Consider the following 20298-nt stretch of genomic DNA (forward strand, 5'->3'; position numbering starts at 1 on the left):
ATGGTTTTCGAAGGGTGGAGACGGTGCGCGGGGCTTCGCGGAAACGTCACATGAGTGTCACGGGGCACTCCTAGGGTCCGCCACGCGTCGGGGGGGCGCAATCGGCGTCGCCCGCAGCCGCAACCGCGGTCCCACGTCTCGGGATCATGGCCGAAGCATCATCTCGACAGGGAGATCACCCGTGAAGTTCTTCACCTACACGAGCGCGTTCGCGATCGCCGCCGCCGGCGTGCTGGCCGCCGGCGCCGCCAACGCCCAGTCCCGCGAGCAGATCCGCATCGTCGGCTCCTCCACGGTGTTCCCGTACTCCCAGGCCGCGTCCGAGGAATACGCCGCGCAGACCGGCAGCCCGGCTCCGATCGTCGAGTCGACCGGCACCGGCGGCGGCATGCAGATCTTCTGCGAGGGCGTCGGCCCGCAGACGGCCGACATGACGGGTGCCTCGCGCGCCATGACCGCGTCCGAGTGGGACCTGTGCAAGTCGAACGGCGTGACCGACATCACCGAGGCGCTGATCGGCTCGGACGGTCTCTCGCTCGCCCATTCGGTCGACGCGGACGGCATGAACCTCACCAAGGCGCAGATCTTCCAGGCGCTCGCCTCCGAGGTCGAGGTCGACGGCGAGATCGTCGCAAACCCCTATACCCGCTGGAACGAGATCGACTCCTCGCTCCCGGACATGGAGATCGTGGTGCTCGGCCCGCCGCCGACCTCCGGCACCCGTGACGCCTTCGTCGAGCTCGTGATGCACGAGGGCTGCAACGAGTTCGAGACGATCGCGGCGCTCGAGGACGCCGACGAGGATCGTTGGGAAGAAGTCTGCTCGCGCATGCGCCAGGACGGCCCGTTCGTCGAGGCCGGCGAGAACGACAACCTGATCGTTCAGCGTCTCCAGCAGGACACCAACGCGCTCGGCATCTTCGGCTACTCGTTCCTCTACGAGAACCAGGACACGCTGAAGGCCGTCTCCGTCGAAGGCGTCGACCCGACCTTCGACACCATCGCCGATGGCTCCTACTCGGTCTCCCGTCCGCTGTTCTTCTACGTGAAGAACGCCCACCGTGGCGTGATCCCCGGCCTGCAGGAGTTCGTCGAGCTCTACGTCAGCGAGGACGTGATGGGCTCCGGCGGCCTTCTCTCCGAGCGCGGCATGGTTCCGCTGCCCGAGGCGCGTCGCGAGCAGACGCGCGAGAACGTCGTCAACGGCGCGGCCTTCACGCGCTACGACGGCTGAGCTAGACACGCTTCGAACGCGGGTCGCGGCGGCATCCCCGCCGCGACCCGTCCTCGACAAACGATCGGCGTACGCGTCGCCAGGCGGACCTCATCGGCATGGCCGGAAACCTGATCCTCGTCATCCTCGTCCTGTCTCTCGTCGCCTACTTCGTGGGGCAGGCTCAGGGCAGGAAGTTCGTGTTCGCCGGAGCGGACGTCGACGTCCATTCGCGGCCCGTCTATCACGGGGCCTTCGTCGCCGTCTGGGTCGGGGTGCCGGCCCTGGTCCTCGTCGTTCTCTGGCTGTTCCTCCAGGGCGCGGTGGTCGACCGGCTGATCCTCGCGAGCCTGCCGGAGGCGTTGACCGAAAACGCATCGCCGGCGCAGCAGCAGCTGCTCCTGTCGCAAATTCAGAATGCCGCGGCCGGCCAGTTCTTCGGCGAGCCGTCCCCCGAGATCCTCGCCGCGGCCGAGCGCTATTCCGCGTGGCGCGACATCGCGCGTTGGGCGATGGTGGCGGTCGCCGCCTCGCTCGCCATCGGCGGTCTGTTCCTGGCGCGCGCGCGCCTCGCCCCTCGCTTCCGTGCGCGTCAGGGCTTCGAGCGCTTCCTCAGCATCGCCATGATCGCGTCGTCCGTCGTCGCGATCCTGACGACGGTCGGGATCATCGGCGCGCTCGTGTTCGAATCCTGGCTGTTCTTCCAGCTCGTTCCGGTCACGGAGTTCCTGTTCGGCCTCAACTGGGAGCCGCAGATCGCGATCCGCGCGGACCAGGTCGCCGGCGCCGGCGCGTTCGGCGCGGTCCCCGTCTTCGTCGGCACCATCCTGATCGCGACCATCGCGATGGCCGTGGCGGTCCCGGTCGGGCTGTTCTCCGCCATCTACCTGACGGAGTTCGCGAGCCGGCGGGTCCGCTCCTTCGTCAAGCCGATGATGGAGATCTTGGCCGGCATCCCGACCGTCGTCTACGGCTTCTTCGCGGTCCTCGTCGTCGCTCCGGCGGTTCGTGCCGCCGGCGACGCGGTGGGCATCCCGGTGGCGCCGAACACGGCGCTCGTCGCCGGCGGCGTGATGGGGATCATGATCATCCCGTTCATCTCTTCCATGACCGACGATGCGCTCAACGCCGTGCCCAGGACGATGCGCGACGGCTCGCTCGCCATGGGCGCGACCCAGGGCGAGACGATTACCAAGGTGCTCCTCCCGGCGGCTCTGCCGGGCATCGCCGGCGGCATCCTGCTCGCCGTCAGCCGCGCCATCGGTGAGACCATGATCGTGCTGATGGCGGCGGGCCTGATCGCCTCGCTGCACTTCAACCCGCTCGACTCGGTCACGACGGTTACCGTGCAGATCGTGACGTTGCTGATCGGCGACACCGCCTTCGACAATCCGAAGACCCTCGCCGCGTTCGGCCTCGGGCTCTCGCTCTTCGTCGCGACGCTGGCACTCAACGTGATCGCCCTGCGGATCGTCCAGAAATATCGAGAGAAGTATGACTGACATCGCGCAGAGAGGGGCCAGCCCCGTCGACTGGACGTCGTCCGCGGCCGACGGGCGCCGGCGTCGTCGCCGCGCGGCCGAGACGCGGTTGCGCTACTACGGGCTCGCTGCGATCGCGGTGGCACTCGGGCTGCTCGCGATCCTCGTCGGCTCGCTCGTCCTGAACGGCTACCGGGCGTTCACGCAGACGCAGATCGCGCTCGACGTCTATGTGGACCCGGCGGAGATCGACGTCGAGGACCCGAGCCGCGGTGACTATCGCGGGCTCGTCGCGGCCTCGATCGCCTCCGTTCTCCCGGGGGCGGACGATGCGGAGCTGCGCGCCGCGCGTGACATCGTCACCCGCAACGTCCACTTCATCCTGCGTGACCACGTCGTGCGCGATCCGAGCGTGATCGGGGAGACGATCCGCATCCAGATCCCGGCGTCGGACCCGTTCGACCAGCTCGCCAAGGGCATCATCGATCGCGACCTGCCCGAGAGCCGTCGGCGGGTCAATGACCAGGGCATCGCGATCTACGACCAGTTCGCCGAGCAGGGACGCGTCGAGCAGCGCTTCAACGCGGCCCTCTTCTTCAATGCCGACAGCCGCTTCCCCGAGCTCGCCGGCCTCTCGGGCGCCGTCGTCGGATCGTTCTTCGCGCTGGTGGTGTGCTTCGTCCTGAGTTTCCCGATCGGCATCGCCGCCGCGGTGTATCTCGAGGAATTCGCGCCGAAGAACAAGTGGACCGACATCGTCGAGGTGAACATCAACAACCTGGCCGCCGTGCCATCGATCGTGTTCGGCCTGCTCGGCCTCGCCATCTTCCTCGGCTGGTTCGGCATGCCGCGCTCGGCGCCGCTCGTCGGCGGCATGGTGCTCGCGCTCATGACGCTGCCCACCATGATCATCGTGACCCGCGCGGCGCTCAAGGCCGTTCCGCCCTCGATCCGCGAGGCGGCGCTCGGGGTTGGTGCCTCCAAGCACGAGGTGGTGATGCACCACGTCCTGCCGCTGGCGCTGCCCGGAATCCTGACCGGCACGATCATCGGTCTCGCCCAGGCGCTGGGAGAGACCGCGCCGCTGCTGCTGATCGGCATGAACGCCTTCATCACGAGCCCGCCCGGCGGCCTGCTGGAGCCGGCGACGGCCCTCCCGACCCAGATCTTCATCTGGGCGGACAGCCCCGAGCGCGGCTTCGTCGCGCGCACCTCCGCCGGCATTCTCGTTCTGCTCGGCTTCTTGATCCTGATGAACCTGATCGCGATTTTTCTGCGCAACCGCCTCGAGCGGAAGTGGTGAGCGAGCGAGGAGACGAGATGACCGCCATGCATGCCCCCACCGCTGCGCCGGATGCCCCGGCGCCCGTTCTCGACAAGCGCGAGACCGTCCGCATCCCGCTGGAGATCGGCAACGCGTCGAAGGTGGACGCCCGCGACGTGAAGGTCTTCTACGGCGCCAAGCAGGCGATCTACGACCTCACGATCGGCATTCCGGAGAAGGCGGTGACCGCCTTCATCGGCCCGTCGGGCTGCGGCAAGTCCACCTTCCTGCGCTGCCTCAACCGCATGAACGACACGATCGACGGCGCGCGGGTCGAGGGCGACATCACGATCGACGGCAAGGACATCTACGACGCGGATCTGGACGTCGTCACCCTGCGCGCCCGCGTCGGCATGGTCTTCCAGAAGCCCAACCCCTTCCCGAAGTCGATCTTCGAGAACGTCGCCTACGGCCCGCGCATCCACGGGCTCGCGAAGTCGAAGGCGGAGCTCGCGGTGATCGTCGAGGCGGCGCTTCGCAAGGCCGGCCTCTGGGACGAGGTGAAGGATCGGCTCCTCGAGACCGGCACCGGCCTCTCCGGCGGGCAGCAGCAGCGCCTGTGCATCGCCCGCGCCATCGCGGTGTCGCCCGAGGTGATCCTCATGGACGAGCCGTGCTCGGCGCTCGACCCGATCGCCACCGCGCGCATCGAGGAGCTGATCGACGAGCTGCGGCAGAACTACACGATCGTCATCGTCACGCACTCGATGCAGCAGGCCGCCCGCGTCTCGCAGAAGACCTGCTTCTTCCACCTCGGCTACCTCGTCGAGGAGGGTCCCACCGACCAGATCTTCACCAACCCGCGCGACAAGCGCACCCAGGACTACATCACCGGCCGCTTCGGCTGAGCCGGCGCATCGCCGCAGGAAGCGCTCTCTAGGAGACGGACCCATGTCCGAACATACGGTCGCATCGTTCGACGCCGAGCTCCAGGAGCTGCGCCGCTCGATCATGGAGATGGGCGGCATCGCCGAGAAGATGCTCGCCGACGCCACCGTCGCGCTGGTGCGCCGCGACGTGGGCCTCGCCCAGTCGGTGGTCACCACCGACTATCGCCTCGACACGATCCAGCGCGACATCGAGGAGAAGGCCATCCTCACCATCGCCCGGCGCCAGCCGATGGCGGTGGACCTGCGCGAGGTGATCTCCGCCATCCGCATCGCCTCCGACATCGAGCGGATCGGCGACATGGCCAAGAACATCTCCAAGCGCACGCTCGCCATCTCCGGCCAGTTCGAGCCGCAGCGCGTCGTGCTCGGCGTCGAGCGCATGTCGGACATGGTGCTCGGCCAGCTCAAGGACATCCTCGACGCCTACACCCAGCTCGACGTCGACAAGGCGCTGGAGGTCTGGCGGCGCGACGGCGCGACGGACGCGCTCTACAACTCGCTCTTCCGCGAGCTGCTCACCTACATGATGGAAGATCCCCGCAACATCACCTTCTGCACGCATCTCCTGTTCTGCGCCAAGAACGTGGAGCGCATCGGCGACCACACCACCAACGTCGCGGAGACGATCCACTACCTCGTCACCGGCCAGCCGATCACCGCCGAGCGGCCGAAGATGGACCGCACGGCCTACGAGACCGGGCAGCCCGGCGAGACCGCGCCGGGCGCCCCCGGCGCGTGAGGGAGCGCGAGGCGAGCGACCGATGAGCACGCGTATCCTCGTCGTGGAGGACGAGGAGTCCCTGACGCTCCTCCTGCGGTACAACCTGGAGGCCGAGGGCTACGAGGTCGACGCGGTGGCGCGCGGCGACGAGGCCGAGGTGCGGCTGCGCGAGCGCATCCCCGATCTCGTCCTGCTCGACTGGATGCTGCCCGGGCTCTCCGGCATCGAGCTGTGCCGGCGCATCCGCGCGCGCCGCGAGACCGAGCGGCTCCCGGTCATCATGCTCACCGCCCGCGGCGAGGAGGGCGACCGGGTGCGCGGGCTCGCGACCGGGGCGGACGACTACATCGTCAAGCCCTTCTCCGTGCCCGAGCTGCTGGCGCGGGTGCGCGCGCTCCTGCGCCGCACCAAGCCCGCCCACATCGCCAACACGCTCGTCGCCGGCGACATCGAGCTCGACCGCGAGACCCATCGGGTGCGCCGGGCGGGGCGCGAGCTGCATCTCGGCCCGACCGAGTTCCGGCTGCTCGAGTTCCTGATGCAGAGCCCGGGCCGCGTCTTCACCCGCGAGCAGCTCCTCGACGGCGTCTGGGGACACGACGTCTACATCGACGAGCGCACGGTGGACGTCCATGTCGGGCGCCTGCGCAAGGCCATCAACACCCGCGAGACGCTGGACCCGATCCGCACCGTGCGCGGGGCGGGCTATTCCTTCGACGAGACCTTCGCCAAGAGCGACGGCGCGCTCGGCGCCTGACCCCGCCGCCGCAGGGGCCGCCTCCCACGCGCAACCGGGTTCGGTTTCGTACGTGGTGCGCTGCGAAACGGCGATGTGGTAGAGCACGTGCGTCGCCGGAGCTCGGCCATGGCGAGTCCGGGTAGAGGGGCCGCACGAGAGGACCACGATGTCGGATTCAGCCGCCGCCGGCGCGATCGCCGCGCCCGTCGATTGCCACGTCGAGCGCGTGACGCTCGTCGAGCACTTCACCGACCGGCTCTTCCGCTTCCGCACCACGCGCCCCGCGAGTCTTCGCTTCCGCTCCGGCGAGTTCGTCATGATCGGCCTTCCCGGTGGCGAGAAGCCCGTCTTCCGCGCCTACTCGATCGCGAGCCCGAGCTGGGACGACGAGCTGGAGTTCTTCTCCATCAAGGTCCCGGGCGGCCCGCTCACGGAGCGGCTCCAGCGCATCGCCGTGGGCGACGAGATCCTGATCAAGAAGAAGCCCACCGGCACGCTGGTGCTCGACGCGCTCGCGCCGGGCCGGCGGCTGTGGATGCTCTCCACCGGCACCGGCATCGCGCCCTTCGCGAGCCTGATCCGCGACCCCGAGACCTACGAGAAGTTCGACGAGGTGATCCTCACCCAGTCCTGCCGGCGGGTGGCCGAGCTCGCCTATGGCGAGAACACCGTGCGCGACCTCGTCGACGATCCGCTCGTGGGCGAGATCGCCGCCCCGCGGCTGACCTTCTACACCACCGTCACCCGCGAGCCGCACCCGCGTTCCTTCCGGATCACGGACGCGATCGCGTCGGGCCGGCTCTTCGCCGATCTGGGCGTGCCGCCCCTCGATCCGGCGACGGACCGGGTGATGATCTGCGGCTCGATCGAGATGACGCGCGACTGCCGGGCGCTGTGCGCCGCGGCCGGGCTCGATGAGGGTTCGAACGCCAAGCCCGCGCATTTCGTGGTCGAGCGCGCCTTCGTCGGCTGATCCTGCCCCTCGGGCCACCTCTCAGGCCATTTCCAGGAACTCGAGCACCATCGCGGCGGTCCAGCTGAAGCGCTTGCCGCCCAGCGCGCGGCCGTCGAGCGGGTCGAAGTACTCCCCGAAGCCGCTCCGCGCCACGAGCGCGAGGCCGTCGCGGGCGATGTCCGCGGCCGCATCGGACCGCCCGTGGCGCCCGAGCCCGTCGGCGACGAGGCGGTTGGCGATGAGCCAGAGCGGACCGCGCCAGTAGCGCAGGCGATCGAAGCGGGGATCGGCGGGATCGTGGCTCGGGACGGGGTGGCGCACCGCCGAGCGCAGGCCCGCGACGCGTCCGACGAGGGCGTCCGCGCGGGGATGGCCGGGCTCGAGCGCCATGAGCGGCAGGAGGCCGCCGATCGAGGCGCTCTCGACGAGGGTCCCGGCCGCCCGGTCGAAGGCTGCGTATTGCCCGAGCCCCTCGTGCCAGAGGCCGTCCAGCGCCGCGCGCCCGCGCCCCGCCTGGCCCTCCGCCTCCGCCGCGATCTCCGGCGCGCCGAGCGCCCGCGCCATCGCCGCGAGGTCCTCCGCCGAGCGGATCAGGATCGCGTTGAAGCCCGGGTCGACCACCCGGAACGGCGAGGCGTCGTGCAGCGCCGCCTGGTTCCAGCCGAGCCGGCGGAAGCGTTGCACGAGCCAGAGATAGCGGTCGTACTCCTCCTTGGTCGGTCGCTGCGCCGCGTCGACGTGGGTCGTGTCCCGGCGCACGTAGCTGCCGATGCCGTCGGTCGGTACGCGCGCGAGCGCGTCGTCCCAATCGATGGCGTTGTCCCGGCCGCTCTCCCAGGGGTGGAGGATGGCGACGAGGCCGGTCGCCTCCGGGTCGCGGGCGCTCGCGAACCAGCGGTGCCATGCGGCCACCTTCGGCAGCAGCGCCGCCACCCGCGGCGCGACCATCGCCCGGTCGCGCGCACCGTCGAGGAGGCGCCGCAGGGCGTAGCCCAGCACCGGCGGCTGGGTGATGCCGCTCGTCGGCGTCGCCCGCGCGGTGCCCCAGACGTCCGGCCCGGGGAAGTAGCTCTCGTGGTCGGCGTGGAAGACGATGTGCGGGATCATCCCGTCCGGCCACTGATGAGCGACGAGCGTCTCGATCTCGGTCAGCGCGCGGTCCTCGTCCACGTGCGCGAGGCCGAGCGCGACGAGGCACGAATCCCAGTTCCACTGGAACGGGTAGAGGCCCTTCGTCGGGATGGTGTAGCCGCCGAGATCGTTCTCCCGCAGGATGGCGCGGGCCTCGGTACGCAGGCGGTCTTCGTCGATGCCGGGGTTCGTCATGCTTGGCTTCTTCGGCTGGTGGCTCAGGCGATCGCCGCCTGCGTCTTCGGGTCGAACCAGCGCACGCGCTCGGGGCGCGGCGCCAGCGTGAGGGTCTCGCCGGGGCGCACGGGCAGATCGCTCTCGAGCACCGCGCGGAAGAGGTGGCCGGCGACGTCCATGGTCACGAGCTGGTGCGCGCCGAGCGGCTCGACGACCTTGACCCGGCCGCAGAGGCCGGTCTGGGCGGGGGCGAGGTCCTCGGGGCGCACGGCGAGCTCGATCGTGTCCGGCGCCGCATCCGGCCCGGGCAGGACGATCCCGGCGACCGCCCAGCCGTCCGCCGTGCGCGTCGCCGGCAGGAAGTTCATCGGTGGGTTGCCGATGAAGCTGCCGACGAAGCGGGTCGCCGGGTCTCGGTAGACGTCGAGGGGGGAGGCGTGCTGGACGATGTGCCCGCCATGCATCACGGCGATGCGGTCGGCGAGGCTCATCGCCTCGACCTGGTCGTGCGTGACGTAGATCGTCGTGGTCTTGCTCTCCTGGAGCACGCCCTTCAGCTCGGCGCGCATCTCGAGGCGCAGGAGCGCGTCGAGGTTGGACAGCGGCTCGTCCATCAAGAGCACCTCCGGCTCCATGGCGAGCGCGCGGGCGACCGCCACGCGCTGGCGCTGGCCGCCGGAGAGCTGGCCGGAATAGCGCGCGAGCAATTGCTCGATGTGCATCATCGTGGCCGCGCGCCGCACCTTCTCCTCGACCTCGGCGTTGGGCATCCTCTTCATGCGCAAGCCGAAGGCGATGTTCTCGAACACGGTCAGGTGCGGGAAGACCGCGTAGTTCTGGAACACCATCGCGATCTTGCGCGCGCGCGGCGGCAGCCGGTCGACGCGCCGCCCGCCGATGGCGATCTCGCCGCGGCTCGCGGTCTCGAGCCCGGCGATGCAGCGCAGGAGCGTGGTCTTCCCGCAGCCCGAGGCGCCGAGCAGCACGAGGAACTCGCGGTCCTCGACGTGCAGGTCGATCTCGTGGAGCGCGGTGAAGGAGCCGTAGGATTTCTCCACGCCGGTGACGGTGATCTCAGCCATGGGCGGGCTCCTCTGCAGTCTCGCGCGGGAGGGGATGGATCGCGCACCGGATCGGCGGCGGTCGGCGCGGGGAAGCGGGGCATGGACCGCTTTGCGCCTCTCGCGGCACTGGACGACCTGTGCCGGAAAGGCGGACGAGAAACGGCGGCGACCCCTGTCCTTCCCTGTAGGGGAAGGTGGATCGGCGGCGAAGCCGACGAGACGGATGGGGCGCGGCGCGCGCGCGACGCGTTCCGCGAAGCGGAAGCCTCGGTTTCCGCTGCCGCCGTCGCTCTTCGGCTTCGCCGAACGCGCGTCCCGCGCGCCCCATCCGTCTCGGCTTCGCCGATCCACCTTCCCCTACAGGGAAGGAGAAGGCCTGCACCCCGCGTCGCAGGGGCTGTCGTTCGACCCGACAGGTCGCAGATGTGTGAATCGACGAGGGGAGAGCCGGCAGCTGCGGATCGTGCTCCAGGGTCGGCGTGCTCATCGGTTGGCGATCCCCCACATGGCGAAGAGGTACTTCCTCACCGCGAACAGGAAGAGCAGCGCGGGCAGGACGAGGACCGCCGCGCCGGCGAACTTGAGATGGAGCGGGCTGACGTCGAGGCTCTGGAGCAGGAAGGCGGTGAGTGTGCGGTTCTCGATCGTCAGCACGGCGGCGGCGAAGACCTCGTTCCAGGAAACGACGAAGGCGAAGATGGCGGAGGCGGCGATGCCCGGGCTCACCAGCGGCAGCACAACCTTGACGAAGGCCTGGAGGCGCGTGCAGCCGAGCGTCCAGGCCGCCTCCTCCAGCTCGACGGGCACGCCCATGAAGAGCGAGGCGGTGATCAGCACCGCGAAGGGCATCGCCAGCATCGTGTGGACGAAGGCGAGACCCAGGATCGTGTCGTCGAGCCCCACCTGGATGTAGGCGACCGCCAGCGGCAGCGCGAGCAGCGGCAGCGGGAAGGCGCGGGTCATCAGCACGAGGATGCGGAAGGCGTTCTTTCCGGCGAAGTCGAAGCGCGCGAGCGCGTAGCCCGCGGGTGCGCCGATGGCGATCGACAGGACCATCGTGATCGCCGCCACCATCACCGAGTTGAGGAGCGCGTCCGCGACGCCGCGAAAGCCGATGAAGAAGGCGAGGCTGTCGGTGGCGAAGGAGGGCACGAAGCTCTTCGGCCATCCGGACACCTCCGCGGGCGTCGAGAGCGCGTTGACGAGGACGAGCCAGATCGGGACGAGCACCCACAGGCACAGGATCGTCACGACGGCGGCCATCAGCCAGCGCCGCGCCGCGGCGAGGTCGAGGGCGCGGGTCTCCTCCGGCGAGGCGGCGGGGGCGGGGGCGGGCAGGGGAGCGGTCGCGGTCATGCGCGCGCCTCCTTCGGGGAGCGCAGCCACCACAGGAAGACGAGGGTGGAGGCGATCGAGATGCCGAGGATGACCAGCGCGTAGGACGCGGCGACGCCGCGGTCCTGGAGCTGGAACTCCCAGGCGTAGGTCTCGCCCATCAGCATCGGCATCGAGGTGCCGGCGAGCGCGGCGACGACGGCGAAGACCTCGAAGGCGAGAATCGTGCGCAGGATCAGCGCCGTCTGGAGGCTGGGCTTGAGCAGCGGCAGCGTCACCTTGACGAAGCGCTGCCAGGGCGACGCGCCGAACACCTGCGCGGCCTCGTCGTACTCCTTCGGGATCAGCCCCATGCCGGCGACCAGGATCACCAGCATGATCGCGGTCGCGCGCCAGATCTCGGCGATGGCCACCGCGACGAAGAGGCCGAGCGTGTTCTGGTAGGAGAGCCGCGCGACGGGGCTGTCGAGCAGGCCGAGGTGGTAGAGGAAGGAATTCAGGAAGCCGTTCTGCTCGAGGATCGCGAGCCAGATGATGCCCGCCGCCAGGTCCGAGATGCCGAGGGGGATTGTGAAGACGTAGAGCACGAGGTCGCGCCCGCGGCCCATCCGCGTCACGATCTGCCCCATGAAGAGCGCGAGCGCCAGCTGCAGCGGCACGACCACGGCCGCGAGCAGGATCGTGTTCCACAAGGCCGTGTCGAACTTCCAGTGCCCGGCCATGCGGGCGAAGTTCGCCATCGTGAGCTCGTCCCCCCGGCTGAACGCGATCAGCGCCACCTGCACCGCCGGGTAGACGAAGAAGGCGGCCAGGAACAGCGCGGCGGGCGCGAGCAGCAGGTAGGGCAGGGTGCGCGAGGGCATCGGACCTCACTCGTTTTGTTCGTCATCCCGGATTGCGAAGCAAGTCCGGGACCCGGAACCACAGGTCTTCGATGAGCGGCGCGAGACGCCTCCATCGGCGTTTCGTGGACGCGCGCGCTTTCGCGCACGCTGTTCGAACACCTGCGATTCTGGGCCCCGGGCCCGCTTCGCGACCCGGTGTGACAGGGAAGCTCACTCCACCGGGCAGGGGCCCTCGGAGGGGGCGTCCGGCGCCCAGCACGGCGCGCCGGCCTCGTTCACGATGCGGCGCAGCTCCGCCGCCCCGTCGTCCAGCACCTGCTCGATCGGCTGTCCGGCGAGCACGATGCGCTCGAACGTGTCGATGTAGACCTGGTTGAACTGCCCGCCGAGATCCCCGAGCCCCACCGGCAGGAGGCCGGGATTGGCGTCGGGCGCGCCCGATTGCAGCGCGATCGCGGCGCCCGCCGCGCGCACCGAGGGCGGCATGTCCTCGGGGAGCTCGACGTCGACGACGGGGAAGAAGTTCGTCGCCCGCAGCGTCGCGATCTGCGTGTCCGGCCGGAGCATGTAGGAGACGAGCGCCATGCCGGCCTCCGGATCCGGCGCCGTCGACGGCACCGCGATGCCGGCGACGACCGGCATGAAGCCGCGGCCGGTCGGGCCGGCGGGGGCCGGGAAGGCGATGAAGTCGTCCGGGCGCTGGTTGAACGCGTCCGCGAGGCGCGCCGTGTGGTCGATCGCGACCCAGACCTCGTCGGCCAGCAGCGGCTCCTGCATGAAATTGTAGGAGGTCGAGCGCGGGCTCGTGACCTCCCACAGCTCCTTCACCGTCTCCCACATCGCCACCGCGTCGTCCGAGCGGAAGCGGGTGACCATCGAATCGGTGAAGGACGGATAGAAGTAGCCCTGCACGACGCGGTGGCGCAGCCCCTGCGGGCCGGCGGGCAGGCCGATCTTCGGCGAGCCGGTGGCCTCCGCCATGGCACGGCCCCAGGCGATCAGCTCGTCCCAGCCGAGCGCGTTCACGTCGGCGCCCTCGGGCAGGTGCTCCAGCGCGGCGCGGTTCGCCGCCATCAGGTAGGTCGCCTGCATCCAGGGCACGTAGCGCTGCTCGTCGGTGCCGAGCCGGCCGAGCTCGACGAGCGCCGGGCTCGCGGCGGAGACGTCGACGGCCGAGAGGTCCATGAAGGCGTCGGCGAAGGCGGTGAGCTCGCCGTGGAGCGCTCCGACGACGGCGATCGTCCCCCGGTTCGCCTCGGTCTCGGCGCGCAGGCGCGTGATGAAGGGGCCCGCGTCCTGCGGCTGGTAGTCCACGCTGCCGCCCTCGAAGCCCGAGAGCACTTGCTCGCGCATGCCCTGCGCCTCCTCGACGGGCCGCGCCTGGGTCGACCAGAACAGCAGCTCCTGGGCGTTCGCGGGCGCGGGCCCGCTCGTCGCCGCGAAGGCGATGAGCGCGAGGGCGGATGTCGTCATCGTGTGGCGTCTCATGTCCTGTCCTCCCGTTTTCGTGTCTGGTGAAGGTCTCTTTCTCGGTTTCTTCTTTCTCCGGGTCTTCCTCTTCGGAGCTCTGGTGGCGCGGGTCGCGGGTCGGCTCAGGCGGGGGCCGGGCCATGGCTCGCGCGGGGGATGAAGTCCGCCGCGACGAGCTTCGGCTCGACCGCGGCGGGGCCGGTCTCGATCACCGCGAGCAGCATGCGCGCGACGGCGACGCCACATTCCTGGATGCGGGCGTCGAAGGTGGTGAGGCCCGGGCTCGCGTAGGACGAGACCGGCAGGTTGTCGAAGCCCACCACCGAGAGGTCGCGCGGAATCGCGATCGCGCGCCGGGCGGCCTCCTCCATCAGCGTGATCGCGAGCGTATCGGTGGCGCACAGGATCGCGGTGGGTCGCTCGGGCACCTCGAGCAGCCGGCCGGCGGCCGCGCGCAGGGCGTCCGGATCGCCGCGCGGCGCGGCGGCGATCGCCTCCGGCGCGAGCGCGAGGCCCGCCTCCGCCAGCGCGGCCTCGAGCCCCGCGCGGCGGTAGTGCGCGAAGGTCATCGGGTCGGAATAGGTGAGGAGCCCGAAGCGCCGGTGCCCCAGCGCCAGGAGCCGGCGCGCCGCCTCGCCGAAGGCGGCCGCGCCGTCGGTGTCGAGCCAGGCGTGGGGGCGCGTTTCGCCGAGCACCCGCCCGTGCAGGACGAAGGGCACGCCGCGATCGATGAGGTAGCCGACCCGTGGGTCCTCGCAGGTGGCGCGGCTCACCACCATGCCGTCGACCTGCCCGGCGTTCACGACGTGGGCGAGGACGTCCATCTCCACCTGGCGGCGGGTCGCGGTGGTGAGCGCGAGGTCGCGCCCCGCCTCGGCCAGCGCCTCGCCCAGCCCCATCACGAACTCGCCCAGGAAGGCGTCGATGAACTGCGCGTCGCGCACCGGCACGACCAGGCCGACGAAGCCCGTCTGGCCGGACTTCAGCGCGCGCCCGGCGCGGTTCGGCACGTAGCCGGAGCGGGTCGCCGCCTCGCGCACGCGCTCGCGGGTCGTCGCGGAGACGTCGGAATAGCCGGCCAACGCCCGCGACACCGTCGTGATAGACAGGCCGAGCTCGCGCGACAATTCCTTCAGCCGCGGCTGGCGGCGCTCCATGACGTCTTCCTCCGACGCGTTCCTCCCGAGACCGGCGCCCGAAACGTTTCGGATCGACGGCGACGGACGTTTCCGGCTGGCGCTTGTCGTGCGGCTCTCGAGGAGCGGGTTTCCCGAAACGTTTTGGAAGAGTGCCGCCACGTTTCCGGGCTGTCAAGGGGCGGATCGCGCTACGCGGCGGCGAGAGCCGCCAGCCGCACGTCGCGCGGCACGTAGAGCGGATGGCGCGGGGCGCCGGATCTCGTCAGGCCGAGGTGCCAAAGCCGCGCGCCTGCCCCCGCGAGCAGCGCCAGCGCGGCGCGGGCATGTTCCGGATCGGCGGGGTTTCCCCAGGCGCAGACGACGTCGCGGATCTCCCCGGCGAGCGCCGCGAGATGCGCCGCGTTCTCCGGTCCGACGGGATCGGGATGGGTGGCGAGCGCGCGGGGGTCCGTCGCGCGCAGGGCGTAGAGGTTCGCGACCACGACGCGACCGTAGCCGAAGCCCCGGGCGAGGGCGCGCACGCGCCGGATCGTCGGGTCGTCCCGCTCCGCGTCGGCCGTAGAGGGGTTGAGCATGACGAAGGCTATGGGTGGCGCGCCCGCCGAGGCGTCGTCCCCCGGCCGCTCCAGCCGATAGCGATACGTGCCGCAGGCGGAGAAGACGGCGCTCATCGCCCCGATCATTGCCCCGATCATTGCCCCGAGAGGTTCGCCCGCGGCACCCAGCCCTCGTACCCGGCGACGCGAACCTTCTGCCAGCCCTCGCGGGCGAAGGGAAGGAAGGCGATGGAGCAGGTCGCGGGGCCGAGCGTGTGGAGCGCCCGCGACTCGAAGGACGGGAAGGCGCGCAGCGTCAGCCGATCGCCCTTCGCCACGCCCTCCGTGCAGTAGAGCGCCGGCGAGACCTGGGCGATGTAGCGGGCGTGGACGAAGCCGGCATGGTGACCGTCCTCGACCGGGCACCAGTTCCCCGAGCAGGGTCCGCTCACGACGACGCCACAGGCGCCGTAAGGCAGGCGGGCGACGATCGCGTTGCCCGCGCCCGGCCCGCCGCGCAGGTTCAGCGCGTCGTCGGCGCGCACGTTCACCACGCAATGCTCCACCCCCGGCACGACGTCCGCCATCGGGGCGCGCTGGGCGATCGCGTTCGCGGCGCCCATGCCGCCGAGGACGACGCCGCACAGCGCGAGGCGCGCGAGGGAGGCGAGGGCGGCCGGGCGGAAGCGGCGGGGGGCGGGGAGGGACATCGCGGGGGCTCGCGGGCGGGGGATGGGCGCTTTCGGCTGATCGACGGATCGACCATGCCGGGGAAATGCTGAGCGAAGCCTGAACGCACCCCGATCGGGCCGAATTGATGGCGGGATTCGATTCGCTTTCCGCCGATGTGATTCTCCGGCGCCGGGCCACGGGCGGATTACGGTGAATCCCATAGTCTCCAGCCGCTTCGCCGGCCCTGCGCAGGACCGGTGGGAGGCACCCGGCCGCCGTGGTCCGCGCCCGCCCCGCGGGAGCGCTCGGACGGCTCTTGTGGATGGTCCGCCGGCGAAGCATCCCGGCCACACCCGCCCCGAGCGTGGCCGCTCGCCTGAAAATTCAAGCGACTCGAAGGGCTTGAGAGACGGTGTCGAAGTTCTCCACAATCTTAACAGCCCACACCATATCTAGGGCTGGGGACGATGCCGAGCACTAGGTGTTGACGTCCGCCCCGGCTGGTGACAGCTTTCTCCCGTCCCACCGACACGAGCGGCGGCGGGCCAGAAGGCCTCACGTCGGGCGACATCCAGAACGGAGCGCGGCATCCACCTCCACGCCACGGCCACGCGGCCCGGCGAACGGGTGCGCGCGTCCGGTCGGCGTCCGCGCGAGGTGACGATGGTGACGAGGAGGGGGCGGCCCTTGGGGCCGTCCGGGGCGGACATCCCGGCTCGCGCACGGCGGCCGGAGCGAGAGACCTGAGGATACGGGACGATGCGGATCGAGCGGCGATACACGAGTGCGGGTCGGGATCCCTATGCCGGGATCACCTTCCGGAAGGCGACGAGCGAGATCCGCAATCCGGACGGCTCCATCGTCTTCCGGCTGGAGGGCATCGACGTGCCGGAGGCCTGGTCGCAGGTCGCCAGCGACGTGCTCGCGCAGAAGTACTTCCGCAAGGCCGGCGTCCCCGCCCGCCTGAGGAAGGTCGAGGAGAACGACGTCCCCTCCTTCCTGTGGCGCTCCGTCGCCGACGAGAAGGCCCTCGCCGAGCTGCCCGAGGAGGAGCGCTACGGCTCGGAGATCTCCTCGCGCCAGGTGTTCGATCGCCTCGCCGGCTGCTGGACCTACTGGGGCTGGAAGGGCGGCTACTTCGGGTCGGAAGAGGACGCGTCCGCGTTCTACGACGAGCTGCGCTTCATGCTGGCGAGCCAGATGGTGGCGCCGAACTCGCCGCAATGGTTCAACACCGGCCTGCACTGGGCCTACGGCATCGACGGCCCCTCCCAGGGCCACTACTACGTCGACTACAAGACCGGCGAGCTGACGAAGTCGGCCACCGCCTACGAGCACCCGCAGCCGCACGCCTGCTTCATCCAGTCCGTCCAGGACGACCTCGTCAACGAGGGCGGCATCATGGACCTGTGGGTGCGCGAGGCGCGCCTGTTCAAGTACGGCTCCGGCACCGGATCGAACTTCTCGCGCCTGCGCGGCGAGGGCGAGCGGCTCTCGGGCGGCGGCAAGTCGTCGGGCCTGATGTCCTTCCTCAAGATCGGCGACCGCGCGGCGGGCGCGATCAAGTCCGGCGGCACCACGCGCCGCGCGGCCAAGATGGTCGTCGTCGACATCGACCACCCGGACATCGAGAACTACATCGACTGGAAGGTGAAGGAGGAGCAGAAGGTCGCCGCCCTCGTCACCGGCTCCAAGCTGAATTCCAGGCACCTCAAGGCGGTGCTCAAGGCCTGCGTCAACTGCGAGGTCGAGGGCGACGGCGCGGGCGAGGCCTGCTTCGACCCCGAGAGGAACCCCGTCCTCAAGCGCGAGATCAAGGCCGCGCGCCGGGCGATGGTGCCCGACAGCTACATCAAGCGCGTGATCCAGTTCGCCCGCCAGGGCTACACGGACATCGACTTCCCCGTCTACGACACGGACTGGGATTCCGAGGCCTACCTCACCGTCTCGGGGCAGAACTCCAACAACTCCGTGTCGATCACCGACGACTTCCTGCGGGCGGTCGAGCGCGGCGGCACCTGGGACCTCACCTGGCGCCAGTCCGGCAAGGTGAAGAAGACCCTCGACGCCCGCGACCTGTGGGAGAAGATCGGCCACGCCGCCTGGGCCTCGGCCGATCCGGGCCTGCACTTCAACACCACGATGAACGACTGGCACACCTGCCCGGCGTCCGGCCGCATCCGCGGCTCGAACCCGTGCTCGGAGTACATGTTTCTCGACGACACGGCCTGCAACCTCGCCTCCGCGAACCTGCTGCAGTTCTGGCACCGCGACGCCAAGACCTTCGACGTCGAGGGCTACGAGCACCTGTGCCGGCTGTGGACCATGGTCCTCGAGATCTCGGTGACGATGGCGCAGTTCCCGTCGAAGGAGATCGCCGAGCTCTCCTACCGCTACCGCACGCTGGGGCTCGGCTACGCCAACATCGGCGGCCTACTGATGACCATGGGCCTTCCCTACGATTCCGACGAGGGCCGGGCGCTGTGCGGCGCGCTCACCGCCATCATGACCGGCGTCGCCTACGCCACGTCCGCCGAGATGGCCTCCGAGCTCGGGCCGTTCCCGGGCTACGCGGACAATTCCGAGCCCATGCTGCGCGTCATGCGCAACCACCGCCGCGCGGCCCATGGCGAGACCGCGGGCTACGAGGAGCTGCACACGACGCCGGTACCCCTCGACCATGCGTCGTGCCCGCAGCCCGACCTCGTCGCCCGCGCCACCGCGGCCTGGGACCGTGCCCTCGCGCTCGGCGAGACGCACGGCTACCGCAACGCCCAGGCGACCGTGATCGCGCCCACCGGCACGATCGGCCTCGTCATGGACTGCGACACGACCGGCATCGAGCCCGACTTCGCGCTCGTCAAGTTCAAGAAGCTCGCCGGCGGCGGCTACTTCAAGATCATCAACCGCGCCGTCCCCGATGCGCTGCGCACGCTCGGCTACCGGGAGCACGAGATCGCCGAGATCGAGGTCTACGCGCTCGGCCACGGCTCCATCGCCCAGGCGCCCGCGATCAACCCGCCGGCGCTCAAGGCCAAGGGCTTCACCGACGAGAAGATCGCCGCCCTCGAGGCGGGCATGAAGTCCGCCTTCGACATCAAGTTCGTCTTCAACAAGTGGACGCTCGGCGAGGACTTCCTCACGGGCGCCCTGAAGATCCCGGCCGAGCGCCTCGCCGACCCGTCCTTCGACCTGCTCGCCCATCTCGGCTTCTCGAAGAAGGACGTGGAAGCCGCCAACATCCACGTCTGCGGGGCGATGACGCTCGAGGGCGCGCCGCACCTCGAGCGCGAGCACTACCCGGTGTTCGACTGCGCCAACCCGTGCGGGCGCGTCGGCAAGCGCTACCTGTCGGTGGAGAGCCACATCCGCATGATGGCGGCGGCGCAGCCCTTCATCTCGGGGGCGATCTCCAAGACCATCAACATGCCCAACGACGCCACGGTGGAGGACTGCAAGAGCGCCTACATGCTCTCCTGGCGCCTGGCGCTGAAGGCGAACGCCCTCTACCGCGACGGCTCCAAGCTCTCCCAGCCGCTCAACGCCTCCCTCATCGAGGACGAGGCCGACGAGGACGAGGCGGCGGACGCCGTCGAGGCCCTGCTCGCCAAGGCGGCGCCGGCGCGCGCGGCCGAGGTCGCGGAGAAGATCGTCGAGCGGGTGATCGAGCGCGTCGAGCGCGTGCGCGAGCGCGAGAAGATGCCGCAGCGCCGCAAGGGCTACACCCAGAAGGCGAAGATCGGCGGCCACACGGTGTTCCTGCGCACCGGCGAGTACGAGGACGGACGGCTCGGCGAGATCTTCATCGACATGAACAAGGAGGGCGCGACGCTCCGCGCGCTCCTCAACAACTTCGCCATCGCCATCTCGCTCGGGCTCCAGTACGGCGTGCCGCTCGACGAGTACGTCGACGCCTTCACCTTCACCAAGTTCGAGCCGGCGGGCTTCGTGCAGGGCAACGAGACGATCAAGAACGCCACCTCGGTGCTCGACTACATCTTCCGCGAGCTGGCGATCTCCTATCTCGGCCGCTACGAGCTCGCCCACGTCCAGCCGAGCGAGCTCGCCCCCGAGGAGCCCCCCCGCGCCGACGGCGAGCCCGGCCACGCCGCCCCGGCGAGCCCGGTCCGCTTCGTCTCGAAGGGCTTCACCCGCGGCAAGACCGATAAGCTGATGCTGATCCCCGGCGGAGCCGGGGGCGCGGTGCCGCAGCCGCTGGTGATGGCCCTGGCCCGCGACGCGGGGATGCCGGCCGGCGGGGGTGCGCGCACGGCGACGGCGCTGAAGGCGGAGCCGGTGGTGGAGCGGGAGCTCTCCGCGGGTGCCGTCGGGCCGGCGGTCGCCCCGGTCGCCGATCGGCGGGCGGAGGCGCGGATGAAGGGGTACGAGGGGGAGGCGTGTCCGGAATGCGCGAACTTCACGCTGGTGCGGAATGGGACTTGTTTGAAGTGTGATACGTGTGGGGGGACGACGGGGTGTTCGTGATCTGAGGTAGTGCTCACGACGCTGGCGTGATGCGGGGGCGGGGTGCTGGGGCGCTCCGCCCCTAATCGTGATTCCGCATTTACAGCAACTGTGGCTGAAGCTAAGATTATCAAATCTCCGG

General features: G+C 70.2%; 16 protein-coding genes. 8 read left to right on the forward strand and 8 right to left on the reverse strand.

Annotated features, from left to right (window positions below; translation table 11 throughout):
- Positions 1-181 precede the first annotated feature (181 nt).
- The 7 genes from AB9M23_RS04215 (at position 182) to AB9M23_RS04245 (ending at position 7341) form a co-directional block, all read left to right on the forward strand.
- Positions 182-1234 (forward strand): substrate-binding domain-containing protein, encoded by a 1053-nt coding sequence (locus AB9M23_RS04215; protein ID WP_372422781.1) that lies wholly within the window; start codon positions 182-184, stop codon positions 1232-1234.
- A 98-nt stretch (positions 1235-1332) separates the two neighbouring features.
- Positions 1333-2715 (forward strand): phosphate ABC transporter permease subunit PstC, encoded by a 1383-nt coding sequence (gene pstC, locus AB9M23_RS04220; protein ID WP_372422782.1) that lies wholly within the window; start codon positions 1333-1335, stop codon positions 2713-2715.
- Positions 2708-3997: a phosphate ABC transporter permease PstA gene (pstA, locus tag AB9M23_RS04225; protein WP_372422783.1), complete on the forward strand. Its 1290-nt coding sequence runs from the start codon at positions 2708-2710 to the stop codon at positions 3995-3997. Before pstC ends, pstA begins: the two co-directional genes overlap by 8 nt.
- A gap of 17 nt (positions 3998-4014) precedes the next feature.
- A complete protein-coding gene (pstB, locus tag AB9M23_RS04230) occupies positions 4015-4866 on the forward strand; it encodes a phosphate ABC transporter ATP-binding protein PstB (protein ID WP_443726243.1) in 852 nt (283 codons plus the stop codon).
- A gap of 43 nt (positions 4867-4909) precedes the next feature.
- Positions 4910-5647, forward strand: coding sequence for a phosphate signaling complex protein PhoU (gene phoU / locus AB9M23_RS04235; protein WP_372422785.1), 738 nt, complete (start codon positions 4910-4912; stop codon positions 5645-5647).
- 22 nt (positions 5648-5669) lie between these two features.
- Complete coding sequence (phoB, locus tag AB9M23_RS04240; RefSeq protein ID WP_372422786.1) at positions 5670-6386, forward strand: phosphate regulon transcriptional regulator PhoB; 717 nt, start codon at positions 5670-5672, stop codon at positions 6384-6386.
- A 148-nt stretch (positions 6387-6534) separates the two neighbouring features.
- Positions 6535-7341, forward strand: coding sequence for a ferredoxin--NADP reductase (locus AB9M23_RS04245; RefSeq protein WP_372422788.1), 807 nt, complete (start codon positions 6535-6537; stop codon positions 7339-7341).
- Between the two features lie 21 nt (positions 7342-7362).
- Here the strand turns inward: AB9M23_RS04245 and AB9M23_RS04250 are convergent, their stop codons facing one another.
- The 8 genes from AB9M23_RS04250 to AB9M23_RS04285 all read right to left on the reverse strand — a co-directional run bounded on the left by AB9M23_RS04250 (position 7363) and on the right by AB9M23_RS04285 (position 15730).
- On the reverse strand, positions 7363-8649 hold the full coding sequence (locus tag AB9M23_RS04250; RefSeq protein WP_372422790.1) for an MGH1-like glycoside hydrolase domain-containing protein: 1287 nt from the start codon (positions 8647-8649) through the stop codon (positions 7363-7365).
- Between the two features lie 23 nt (positions 8650-8672).
- Positions 8673-9713, reverse strand: a complete 1041-nt coding sequence (locus tag AB9M23_RS04255; protein ID WP_372422792.1) for an ABC transporter ATP-binding protein — start codon at positions 9711-9713, stop codon at positions 8673-8675.
- A 465-nt stretch (positions 9714-10178) separates the two neighbouring features.
- On the reverse strand, positions 10179-10958 hold the full coding sequence (locus tag AB9M23_RS04260) for a carbohydrate ABC transporter permease (protein ID WP_372423755.1): 780 nt from the start codon (positions 10956-10958) through the stop codon (positions 10179-10181).
- An 89-nt stretch (positions 10959-11047) separates the two neighbouring features.
- Positions 11048-11893: a carbohydrate ABC transporter permease gene (locus AB9M23_RS04265; protein WP_372422794.1), complete on the reverse strand. Its 846-nt coding sequence runs from the start codon at positions 11891-11893 to the stop codon at positions 11048-11050.
- Between the two features lie 192 nt (positions 11894-12085).
- The gene (locus AB9M23_RS04270; RefSeq protein WP_372422796.1) at positions 12086-13363 is read right to left on the reverse strand and encodes an ABC transporter substrate-binding protein; all 1278 of its coding nucleotides are present in this window, start codon (positions 13361-13363) and stop codon (positions 12086-12088) included.
- Between the two features lie 104 nt (positions 13364-13467).
- Complete coding sequence (locus AB9M23_RS04275; protein WP_372422798.1) at positions 13468-14502, reverse strand: LacI family DNA-binding transcriptional regulator; 1035 nt, start codon at positions 14500-14502, stop codon at positions 13468-13470.
- Positions 14503-14672: 170 nt separating this feature from the next.
- Positions 14673-15155: a DUF1643 domain-containing protein gene (locus AB9M23_RS04280; RefSeq protein WP_372422799.1), complete on the reverse strand. Its 483-nt coding sequence runs from the start codon at positions 15153-15155 to the stop codon at positions 14673-14675.
- Between the two features lie 20 nt (positions 15156-15175).
- The gene (locus AB9M23_RS04285; RefSeq protein ID WP_372422800.1) at positions 15176-15730 is read right to left on the reverse strand and encodes an SH3 domain-containing protein; all 555 of its coding nucleotides are present in this window, start codon (positions 15728-15730) and stop codon (positions 15176-15178) included.
- A 721-nt stretch (positions 15731-16451) separates the two neighbouring features.
- On the opposite strand from AB9M23_RS04285, the gene AB9M23_RS04290 reads away from it, so the two are divergent.
- Positions 16452-20177 carry a vitamin B12-dependent ribonucleotide reductase gene (locus tag AB9M23_RS04290; protein ID WP_372422802.1) on the forward strand — a complete coding sequence of 1242 codons (3726 nt, stop codon included), beginning with the start codon at positions 16452-16454 and terminating at the stop codon, positions 20175-20177.
- Positions 20178-20298: the final 121 nt, after the last annotated feature.

It is taken from the genome of Salinarimonas chemoclinalis (genome assembly GCF_041514305.1).
Taxonomy (GTDB): domain Bacteria; phylum Pseudomonadota; class Alphaproteobacteria; order Rhizobiales; family Beijerinckiaceae; genus Salinarimonas; species Salinarimonas chemoclinalis.

Excerpts from the sequence above, each read along its gene's own strand:
- pstC (WP_372422782.1), top strand. The coding sequence starts at position 1,333 with ATGGCCGGAAACCTGATCCTCGTCATCCTCGTCCTGTCTCTCGTCGCC.
- pstA (WP_372422783.1), top strand. The coding sequence starts at position 2,708 with ATGACTGACATCGCGCAGAGAGGGGCCAGCCCCGTCGACTGGACGTCG.
- pstB (WP_443726243.1), top strand. The coding sequence starts at position 4,015 with ATGACCGCCATGCATGCCCCCACCGCTGCGCCGGATGCCCCGGCGCCC.
- phoU (WP_372422785.1), top strand. The coding sequence starts at position 4,910 with ATGTCCGAACATACGGTCGCATCGTTCGACGCCGAGCTCCAGGAGCTG.
- phoB (WP_372422786.1), top strand. The coding sequence starts at position 5,670 with ATGAGCACGCGTATCCTCGTCGTGGAGGACGAGGAGTCCCTGACGCTC.
- AB9M23_RS04245 (WP_372422788.1), top strand. The coding sequence starts at position 6,535 with ATGTCGGATTCAGCCGCCGCCGGCGCGATCGCCGCGCCCGTCGATTGC.
- AB9M23_RS04250 (WP_372422790.1), bottom strand. The coding sequence starts at position 8,649 with ATGACGAACCCCGGCATCGACGAAGACCGCCTGCGTACCGAGGCCCGC.
- AB9M23_RS04255 (WP_372422792.1), bottom strand. The coding sequence starts at position 9,713 with ATGGCTGAGATCACCGTCACCGGCGTGGAGAAATCCTACGGCTCCTTC.
- AB9M23_RS04260 (WP_372423755.1), bottom strand. The coding sequence starts at position 10,958 with ATGGCCGCCGTCGTGACGATCCTGTGCCTGTGGGTGCTCGTCCCGATC.
- AB9M23_RS04265 (WP_372422794.1), bottom strand. The coding sequence starts at position 11,893 with ATGCCCTCGCGCACCCTGCCCTACCTGCTGCTCGCGCCCGCCGCGCTG.
- AB9M23_RS04270 (WP_372422796.1), bottom strand. The coding sequence starts at position 13,363 with ATGAGACGCCACACGATGACGACATCCGCCCTCGCGCTCATCGCCTTC.
- AB9M23_RS04275 (WP_372422798.1), bottom strand. The coding sequence starts at position 14,502 with ATGGAGCGCCGCCAGCCGCGGCTGAAGGAATTGTCGCGCGAGCTCGGC.
- AB9M23_RS04280 (WP_372422799.1), bottom strand. The coding sequence starts at position 15,155 with ATGAGCGCCGTCTTCTCCGCCTGCGGCACGTATCGCTATCGGCTGGAG.
- AB9M23_RS04285 (WP_372422800.1), bottom strand. The coding sequence starts at position 15,730 with ATGTCCCTCCCCGCCCCCCGCCGCTTCCGCCCGGCCGCCCTCGCCTCC.
- AB9M23_RS04290 (WP_372422802.1), top strand. The coding sequence starts at position 16,452 with ATGCGGATCGAGCGGCGATACACGAGTGCGGGTCGGGATCCCTATGCC.